General features: G+C 66.6%; 7 protein-coding genes. 6 read left to right on the top strand and 1 reads right to left on the bottom strand.

All coding sequences use genetic code 11. The features are described from left to right. Positions 1-116: 116 nt before the first annotated feature. A complete protein-coding gene (locus GGR48_RS17675; protein ID WP_240455959.1) occupies positions 117-1,475 on the bottom strand; it encodes a methyl-accepting chemotaxis protein in 1,359 nt (452 codons plus the stop codon). Positions 1,476-1,716: 241 nt separating this feature from the next. On the opposite strand from GGR48_RS17675, the gene sdhC reads away from it, so the two are divergent. The 6 genes from sdhC (at position 1,717) to GGR48_RS17645 (ending at position 8,792) form a co-directional block, all read left to right on the top strand. After that, complete coding sequence (sdhC, locus tag GGR48_RS17670) at positions 1,717-2,127, top strand: succinate dehydrogenase, cytochrome b556 subunit (protein WP_276207989.1); 411 nt, start codon at positions 1,717-1,719, stop codon at positions 2,125-2,127. Continuing rightward, positions 2,127-2,510 (top strand): succinate dehydrogenase, hydrophobic membrane anchor protein, encoded by a 384-nt coding sequence (sdhD, locus tag GGR48_RS17665; protein ID WP_183953154.1) that lies wholly within the window; start codon positions 2,127-2,129, stop codon positions 2,508-2,510. The genes sdhC and sdhD overlap by 1 nt, the downstream gene beginning before the upstream one ends. Then, complete coding sequence (gene sdhA / locus GGR48_RS17660; RefSeq protein ID WP_183953153.1) at positions 2,510-4,318, top strand: succinate dehydrogenase flavoprotein subunit; 1,809 nt, start codon at positions 2,510-2,512, stop codon at positions 4,316-4,318. Before sdhD ends, sdhA begins: the two co-directional genes overlap by 1 nt. A gap of 510 nt (positions 4,319-4,828) precedes the next feature. After that, complete coding sequence (gene otsB, locus GGR48_RS17655; RefSeq protein ID WP_240455961.1) at positions 4,829-5,602, top strand: trehalose-phosphatase; 774 nt, start codon at positions 4,829-4,831, stop codon at positions 5,600-5,602. 11 nt (positions 5,603-5,613) lie between these two features. Then, complete coding sequence (locus GGR48_RS17650; protein WP_425326511.1) at positions 5,614-7,380, top strand: glycoside hydrolase family 15 protein; 1,767 nt, start codon at positions 5,614-5,616, stop codon at positions 7,378-7,380. Next, positions 7,377-8,792 (top strand): alpha,alpha-trehalose-phosphate synthase (UDP-forming), encoded by a 1,416-nt coding sequence (locus GGR48_RS17645; protein ID WP_183953151.1) that lies wholly within the window; start codon positions 7,377-7,379, stop codon positions 8,790-8,792. Before GGR48_RS17650 ends, GGR48_RS17645 begins: the two co-directional genes overlap by 4 nt. The last annotated feature ends 231 nt before the right edge of the window (positions 8,793-9,023 follow it).

Here is a 9,023-nt window from a genome sequence, read left to right as displayed (position 1 = left end):
ACCAAAGCCAGCAGGACCCGCGAATGCCTAAAGCAGGTCTGCTTGGCCCCCATTGGCCTTCACGCAACGCCATCGCGATGTTTCGCAACGATCCCCTTGCAGGGGAGGAATTAGAGTCACGCCGCGACGCGGGCGACGAACTGGGTGGCGCTGGTCTTCAATTCGCCCAGCTGGGTGTCGAGGCTTTCGAAGCCGCGCCCGACCTGATCGATCTCCTGCGCGACATTCTCGGTATCGGCGCGGATCGCGGCGATGGTGTGCGACATCGAGTCGGCGGCGAGCGCGGTTTCGTCGACCGCCGCCGTGATCGCGGTCACCGTCTGCGCCTGCGCCTCCATGGCATAGCGGATATGCTCGGCCGAGGCCTGCAACTCGTTGACCGTCGCCTTGATCGAGGCGTTGGTGTCGACCGTCGACTTGGTCGCGGCCTGGATCGCGGCGATCTTGGTCGCGATGTCGTCGGTGGCGCGCGCGGTCTGGCTGGCGAGGCTCTTCACCTCCTGCGCGACCACGGCAAAGCCCCGGCCGGCATCGCCGGCGCGCGCGGCCTCGATCGTGGCGTTCAGCGCCAGCAGATTGGTCTGCCCGGCGATGTCGCGGATCAGGCCCAGGATCGATTCGATCGACTTGGCGTGGTCGGACAGCATCTCCGACATGCCGACCGCCTGGCCGGCCTGCGCGGCGGCGCGGTTGGCGACATCGGCGGCCTGGTCGACCTCGGCGCGGGCATCCTCGATCGCGCGGATGAGGCCTGCGGCGGTCTGCGCCGCCTCGCGCATCGCGACCGCCGACTGTTCGGCGGCGGCGGCGACCTCGCTCGACTTGCCCAGCATGCCGCGCGTCGACAGCGATGCCTCTTGCGCCTGACGACGCAGGTCGCGGCCCTCGATCGTCGCATTCTCGACCACGGTCGCGATGCCGTTGCGGAAATCCCCCGCCAGCCGCTCGCGCTGCCGCTCGGCGGTCCAGCGCTCATAGCCGGCGAACAGTTCGACGGTCAGCTCGGTCTCCATCCCGAACAACCGCATCAGCGTATCGATCAGCGCGGTGCGGCGCGGGTCTTCCTCCGGGATGACGTCGAGCAGCACCTTGAGCGCCGCCCGGTCGCTGGCGCAGGACATGGCCAGCACCTCCATGGGCGGAACGCCCGCGCCATAGGCGGCGGAAACCGAACGGCCCAGCGACTCGACCCAGTCGCGCCCCGCCAGATTGCAGAATCGGTTGCGCAGATAGGCGCGCCCCGCCGTCCGCTGCCGGTCACGATCGAGCGGCGACCATTCGGGCTGGTGCGGATTGGCCGTGCGCCAATGCTGCCAATAGGCGTCGATCACCTCGTCGGCGCGCGGATCGATCAGCGGCCAGAGCTCCGACGCCAGCCGGACGAGCGAGCCGTCGCCCCCGTCAAAGGCGCGAATCCGCGTGTCGAGGTCGATCTCGGCGGTGATGATCGTGGACGATGGCAGGTCGGACTTCAAAACGCGGCTCCCTTTGTGTCGGGCACACTGGCACGCGCCGGGCCCATGGGAACCCGACGCCTGCGACTCTGACCCGGAAAGCGTTAAGGGCGCGTTAGCCGCGTTGCGGAGGGGCCGGCGGCATGCGAAACATCCGCCTCAGGCTTGCGCAAATGCGCCTCGCGACTTGCATCCTGACGGCGTCTTCACCATAGGCGTATCCGCAAACCAGCCCGACCTTAGACTGTTCGAGGATCTGCCCTTGGCCGCCCGCAACACCGCACGCCCGCTTTCCCCCCACCTCCAGATTTGGAAATGGGGCCCCAACATGCTGGTCTCCATCCTGCACCGCGCCACCGGCACGGGCATGGCGACCGTGGGCACGGCGTTGCTCGTGTGGTTCCTGGCGGCCGTCGCCGCCGGCCCCGAAAGCTATGCGATCTTCCGCGACGTCTTCACCGTCCAGTCGGGCCGTCTCAACATCATCGGCAATATCGTCGGCATCGGCCTGACCGCCTGCCTGTTCCAGCACATGGCCAACGGCATCCGCCACCTGTTCATGGATGTGGGCGCAGGCTTCGAGCTGAAGTCGAACAAGCGTCAGGCGCAAGCCACCATCGTCTTCGCCGTCGTGATGACGGTGGCCTTCTGGCTCTATCTGGGGATCAAGTGATGCGTTCCGGAACCGCGATCGGCCGCGTACGCGGCCTGGGCTCGGCCAAGTCGGGCACCCATCACTGGCTCAACCAGCGCCTGACGGCGGGGTCGAACTTCCTGCTGGTCGTCTGGCTGCTGATCTCGATCCTGCGCCAGCCGTCCTATGACTATGCCGCGATGCGGCTGTGGCTGGCCAATCCCTGGGCCGCCATTCCCATGGTGATGCTGGTCGCGTCGATCTTCTATCACATGCGCCTGGGCCTCCAGGTCGTGATCGAGGATTATGAGCAGGACCAAAACCGGGTCGCGCTGCTCGTCGTCATGAACCTGTTCGTCTTCACGACCGCCGCCATCGCCATCTTCTCGATCCTCAAGATCGCCTTCGGAGCCGCTGCATAATGTCTGCTGCCGCCTACAAGATCATCGACCATACCTATGACGCCGTCGTCGTGGGCGCGGGCGGTTCGGGCCTGCGCGCCACCATGGGTATCGCGGAAGCCGGTCTGAAGACCGCCTGCATCACCAAGGTGTTCCCGACGCGCAGCCACACCGTCGCCGCGCAGGGCGGCATCGCCGCCTCGCTCGGCAATATGGGTCCCGACCACTGGACCTGGCATATGTACGACACCGTCAAGGGGTCGGACTGGCTGGGCGACCAGGACGCGATCGAATATCTGTGCCGCGAGGCGCCCGCCGCCGTCTACGAGCTGGAGCACGCCGGCGTGCCGTTCAGCCGCACCGAAGAGGGCAAGATCTATCAGCGCCCCTTCGGCGGCATGATGCAGAATATGGGCGAAGGCCCGCCTGCGCAGCGCACCTGCGCCGCCGCCGACCGTACCGGCCACGCCATGCTGCACGCGCTGTACCAGCAGTCGTTGAAGTATGACGCGGACTTCTTCATCGAATATTTCGCGCTCGACCTGATCATGGACGATCAGGGCAATTGCCGCGGCGTGATCGCCTTGTGCATGGAAGACGGTTCGATCCACCGGTTCCGCGCCCACAATGTCGTGCTGGCGACCGGCGGCTATGGCCGCTGCTATTTCTCGGCCACCTCGGCGCACACCTGCACGGGTGACGGCGGCGGCATGGTGCTGCGCGCCGGCCTGCCGCTGCAGGACATGGAATTCGTGCAGTTCCACCCGACCGGCATCTATGGTGCTGGCGTCCTCATCACTGAGGGTGCGCGCGGTGAGGGCGGTTACCTCACCAACTCCGAGGGCGAGCGCTTCATGGAGCGTTACGCGCCGTCGGCGAAGGACCTGGCCAGCCGCGACGTCGTGTCGCGTTCGATGGCGATGGAAATCCGCGAAGGGCGCGGCGTCGGCAAGGAGGGGGATCATATCTACCTCCACCTCGACCATATCGACCCGAAGGTCCTGGCCGAGCGCCTGCCCGGCATCACCGAGACCGGCAAGATCTTCGCCGGTGTCGACCTGACCCGCCAGCCGCTGCCCGTCACGCCGACCGTCCACTATAATATGGGCGGTATTCCGACCAACTATCACGGCGAAGTCGTCCGTCTGAAGGACGGCAACCCGGACTCGGTCGTCCCCGGCCTGTTCGCGGTCGGCGAAGCGGCCTGCGTGTCGGTTCACGGTGCGAACCGCCTGGGCTCCAACTCGCTGATCGACCTCGTCGTGTTCGGCCGTGCGACCGGCCTGCGCATCAAGGATACGTTGAAGCCCGGCACGCCGCACGCGCCGCTGCCCAAGGGCTCGGAAGAGCTGGCGCTCAGCCGCCTCGATCACTTCCGCAATGCCGCCGGTGGCTCGACCACCGCGCAGGTACGCAGCGAGATGCAGAAGACGATGCAGCGCCACTGCGCCGTGTTCCGCACCGACGAGCTGCTGACCGAAGGTCGCGAGATGATCCGCGCGACTTATGACCGGATGAAGGACATCGGCATCAAGGATCGCTCGCTGATCTGGAACACCGATCTGGTCGAGACGCTCGAGCTGGACAATCTGATCAGCCAAGCGGTCGTGACGATGGAATCGGCGCTGAACCGCAAGGAAAGCCGCGGCGCGCACGTGAACGAGGACTTCCCCGATCGCGACGACGCCAACTGGATGAAGCACACCGTCGCGACCTTCGACGGCTGGGGTGGTCAGGGCGGCGGGGTCGAAATCGACTATCGCCCGGTGCACGATTACACGCTGACCGACGATATCGAGTATATCAAGCCGAAGAAGCGGGTGTACTAAAGGCCCGGTTTTACGGTTCGGAATGAAAGGGGCTGGCGAGCGATCGCCGGCCCTTTTTTTTACGTTCTTCTTTCTCCCCTCCCGCAGGCGGGAGGGGGCGTGCCCGCCTCAAGCGATCAGCGCAAACACGATCCGCTCCCCTTCTTGCTCCCCTCCCGCAAGCGGGAGGGGTTGGGGGAGGGAAGGCCACAAGCGATGCAACCCGCGGAGAAGGCCCTCCCCCCATCCCCCTCCCGCTTGCGGGAGGGGGCGTGCCAAGCGGTAAGCGCCGGAACTGATCCGCACCGCCAGCCCCCTTCTTCTCCCCTCCCGCAAGCGGGAGGGGCTGGGGGAGGGAAAAGCCACAGGCGATGTGGCACGCGGAGAGGGCCCTCCCCCCATCCCCCTCCCGCCTGCGGGAGGGGGCGTGCCTCAACGCATGCGGTTAGGCAGAACCACGCGACTCTGCCCCTTCCGTAATCATTTCGGCAGCGCAGCGGAACGCCAGCGGCGGGGATGGGTTCACTCGGCATGTCCGCATCCGCTATGCTTTCGCCCATGCTGGCCGACCTTGCCCCGCCCCCGCCTCGCCTGTCCGCGACGGACAGCCTGTTCCTCGACTTCGACGGCACGCTGGTCGACCTCGCCGACAATCCCGAAGGGGTGCATGTCAGCACCGAACTCGCCGACCGGCTGGACGCGCTGGCCGCCCACATGCCCGGCCGTCTCGCCATCGTCAGCGGCCGCTCGATCGCACAGCTCGACGCGCTGTTCGGTCCGCAGGCCGAGCATTTCACGCTGGCGGGCAGCCACGGCGCCGAACGCCGCAGCCCCGAAGACGGCCACGACCAGCCCGAAAAGCCCGCGCATCTCGCCACCGCGACCGACGAAATGCGCGCGGTGGCCGAGGCCAACGACCTGTATTTCGAGACCAAGAGCTTCGGCGCCGGGCTCCACTACCGCCGCAACCCTGATGCGGAGCCGCTCGCCCTGCGTGAAGCCACCGCCATCGCCGAGCGCCACGGCCTGACCCTGCAACCCGGCAAGATGATGGTCGAGGTCCGCCTGCCCGGCGACAAGGGGCAGGCGATCGAGACGCTGATGCAGGCACCGGCCATGCGAGGGACGGTCCCGATCTTCTTCGGCGACGACGTGACCGACGAGGACGGCTTCGAAGCCGCCGCCCGGCTGGGCGGCGCGGGTGTGCTGGTTGGTCCGATGCGCGACACCGCCGCCCGTTACCGCCTGCCCGATGTCGCCGCCGTCCATTCATGGCTCGCCCAAGCGCTGGAGAATGCCGAATAATGCAACAGGACATGAACCTCTGGCCGATCGGCAATTGCCAAGTGTCGGCGCTGATCGACTCGACCGGGCGTTTCGTCTGGGGCTGCGTACCGCGTGTCGATGGCGATCCGGCATTCTGCGCGCTGCTGGGCGATGGCGAGCCGGAGACGGGGTACTGGTCGATCGACCTGGAGGACCGGGTCTCGACCACGCAGGGCTATTTGCGCAACACCCCGATCCTGGTCACGACCCATATGGACGACCGGGGCAACGGCATCGAGATTACCGATTTCTGCCCGCGCTTTTCGCGCGAAGGCCGCGTCTATCGCCCGACCAGCTATGTGCGGATCGTCCGGCCGATCGGCTCCCCGCGCATCCGCATCGCGCTCCGCGTCGCGACCGACTGGGGCACGCCCACCGAGCGCACCCAAGGGTCCAACCATATCCGCTATCTGATGACGCAGCAGACGCTCCGCCTGACGACGGATGCGCCCGTCGGTCATATCGCCGCCGAGCAGTGGTTCCGGCTGGAACGCCCGATCCACATGTTCCTGGGGCCGGACGAGAGCTTTGCGGGCGTGCTGAGCGAGGCGAGCCGCGCCATGCTGGAGCGCACCACGCATGAATGGCATCACTGGGTGCGCGGCCTGGCGACCCCGGTCGAGTGGCAGGCGGTCGTCATCCGCGCCGCGATCACGCTGAAACTGTGCCAGCACGAGGAAACGGGCGCGATCGTCGCCGCACTCACCACGTCGCTGCCCGAACATGCCGATTCGGGGCGCAACTGGGATTATCGCTACTGCTGGATCAGGGACGCCTATTACACGGTGCAGGCGCTCAACCGGCTGGGCGCACTCGACGTGCTGGAAGGGTATCTCGAATATCTGCGCAACATTGTCGATGCGGCCAAGGGCGGGCATATCCAGCCGCTCTACGGCGTTGGAGGCGAGCCGACTTTGGTCGAGCGGATCGAGACCAAGCTGCCCGGCTACCGCGCCATGGGGCCGGTGCGTGTCGGCAATCAGGCCTATGAGCAGATCCAGCACGATGCGTACGGCCAGATCGTGCTGTCCGACGTGCAGGCCTTCTTCGACACCCGCCTGTTCCGCATGTCGGGGGTCGAGGATTTCCACTCGCTGGAGCGCGTCGGCGAGCGTGCCTGGGCCAAGTACGACCAGCCCGATGCGGGCCTGTGGGAGCTGCGCACCAAGAGCCATGTCCACACGTACTCCGCCGCCATGTGCTGGGCGGCGTGCGACCGGCTCGCCAATGCCGCACAGGCGCTGGGTCTCGAGGAGCGCCGTGCCTTCTGGCAGGAGCGCGCCGACCTGATGCGCGAGACGATCGAGCAGGCCGCGTGGCGCCCCGAAACGCAGCGCATGTCGGCGACCTTCGGCGGCGACGATCTCGACGCCAGCATCATCCAACTGCTCGACCTGCGCTTCCTGTCGCCCGACGACCCCCGCTTCCGCTCGACGCTGGACGCGGTCGAAAAGGGGCTGCGCCGGGGCAGCCACATGCTGCGCTATGCAACCGAGGATGACTTCGGCCTGCCGCATACCGCCTTCAATGTCTGCACTTTTTGGCTGATCGAAGCGTTATATGTGACCGGGCGTCACGACGACGCCCGCGCGCTGTTTGAGGAGATGGTGGCGCGTTGCACCCCCGCCGGGCTTCTGTCCGAGGATATTGACCCGAATACGGGCGAGCTGTGGGGGAATTATCCGCAAACCTATTCGCTGGTCGGCCTGATCAACTGCGCCGTCCTGCTGAGTAAACCATGGAGTGCCGTGCGATGAGTCGCCTGATCGTCATCTCGAACCGGGTCCAGCCGCCCACCACCGGGCCGGGCGGAAATCAGGGCGGGCTGGCGGTCGCACTCCTCGCCGCGTTGCGCGAACAAGGCGGTATCTGGTTCGGCTGGTCGGGGGAGACCACTGAGGAGTTCAGCGGCCATATCAATTTCCAGCAGGGCGGCGGCGTCACCACCGCCACCATCGATCTGGAAGAGCAGGATATCGACGAATATTATAACGGCTATGCCAACCGGACGCTGTGGCCGCTCTTCCACTATCGCATCGACCTGACCGAGTTCGAGCGCGACTTTGATTCCGGCTATGCCCGCGTCAACGAGCGCTTTGCCGATACCGTCCAGCCGCTGATCGAACCCGACGATCTGGTATGGGTCCATGACTATCACCTGATCCCGCTGGGCCGCGACCTGCGCAAGCGGGGGTTCAAGAACCGGATCGGCTTTTTCCTCCACATCCCCTGGCCGCCGGTGCGGCTGCTGATGTCGTTGCCCAGCCATCGCAAGCTGGTGGAATCGCTCTTCGCCTATGACGTCGTCGGCTTCCATACCGAGGACTGGCTGGACAGCTTCCGCGACTATGTGACCAAGGAGCTGGGCGGGACGCTCGGCGACAATGGCGAAGTGACGTGGAACGGCCGCACCATCCAGGCGATCCGCGCGCCGATCGGCATCGAGACCAAGGAGTTCGAGGCGGCCGCCAACGGCCATGACGCCCGGTTCGCGCGCGAACGCATGTATATGTCGGCAACCGGGCGCAGCCTGATCGTCGGGGTCGACCGGCTGGATTACTCCAAGGGGCTGGCCGAACGCTTCCTGGGCTATGAGCGTTTCCTGCAAAGCAATCCGGAGCGGCGCGCGCTGGTCTATATGCTCCAGATCGCGCCGCCCAGCCGCGAGAAGGTGAACACCTATCAGGAAATCCGCGCCAATCTCGATTCGCTGTCGGGGCGAATCAACGGCGAATATGCCGATATTGACTGGGTGCCGATCCGCTACGTGAACAAGGGGTTTCCGCGCCCGGTGCTGGCGGGCATCTATCGCGCGGCGCGGATCGGGCTGGTCACGCCGTTGCGCGACGGGATGAACCTGGTCGCCAAGGAATATGTCGCGGCGCAGGACCCGGAAGACCCCGGCGTGCTGATCCTGTCGCGCTTTGCGGGCGCGGCCGAGCAGCTGAAGGACGCGGTCCTCATCAACCCCTATAGCGCGGAGGAAATGTCCGACGCGATCGTCCAGGCACTGACCATGCCGCGCGACGAGCGCATCCGGCGTTGGGAAAGCCTGATCGACAATGTCCGGCGTGAGGATGTGTTCTGGTGGTGCGAACTGTTCCTGACCGCGCTGCGCGGGGACGGGGTGAAGGCCGAAGCCAAGGCGATCGAGGCGGCGACCCACTGATCCTCCCCGGCACGGGGAGGGGGACCAGCCGCAGGCTGGTGGAGGGGGCGTGCCCCTATAGCAGGATGACATGAAGTGAACCCACCCCTCCCCTTCAGGGGAGGGGCCGGGGGTGGGGCGCTCCTACAGGCGAGCAGTTCGCGGCGAGGGGGGGGCCCCCCCCCCCCCCCCCCCCGGGGGGGGGGCGGGGGGGGCGGCGGGCGGGGGGGAGGCCGCCGCGGGGGCGGGGAC

Source organism: Sphingomonas pseudosanguinis (assembly GCF_014196255.1).
Classification (GTDB): Bacteria; Pseudomonadota; Alphaproteobacteria; order Sphingomonadales; family Sphingomonadaceae; genus Sphingomonas; species Sphingomonas pseudosanguinis.
This window is presented reverse-complemented; position numbering and strand designations above follow the sequence as displayed.

Bases quoted from the DNA above. Each gene is read 5' to 3' on its own strand.
- GGR48_RS17650 (WP_425326511.1), top strand. From the start codon at position 5,614: ATGAACCTCTGGCCGATCGGCAATTGCCAAGTGTCGGCGCTGATCGAC.
- GGR48_RS17645 (WP_183953151.1), top strand. From the start codon at position 7,377: ATGAGTCGCCTGATCGTCATCTCGAACCGGGTCCAGCCGCCCACCACC.
- otsB (WP_240455961.1), top strand. From the start codon at position 4,829: ATGTCCGCATCCGCTATGCTTTCGCCCATGCTGGCCGACCTTGCCCCG.
- sdhA (WP_183953153.1), top strand. From the start codon at position 2,510: ATGTCTGCTGCCGCCTACAAGATCATCGACCATACCTATGACGCCGTC.
- sdhD (WP_183953154.1), top strand. From the start codon at position 2,127: ATGCGTTCCGGAACCGCGATCGGCCGCGTACGCGGCCTGGGCTCGGCC.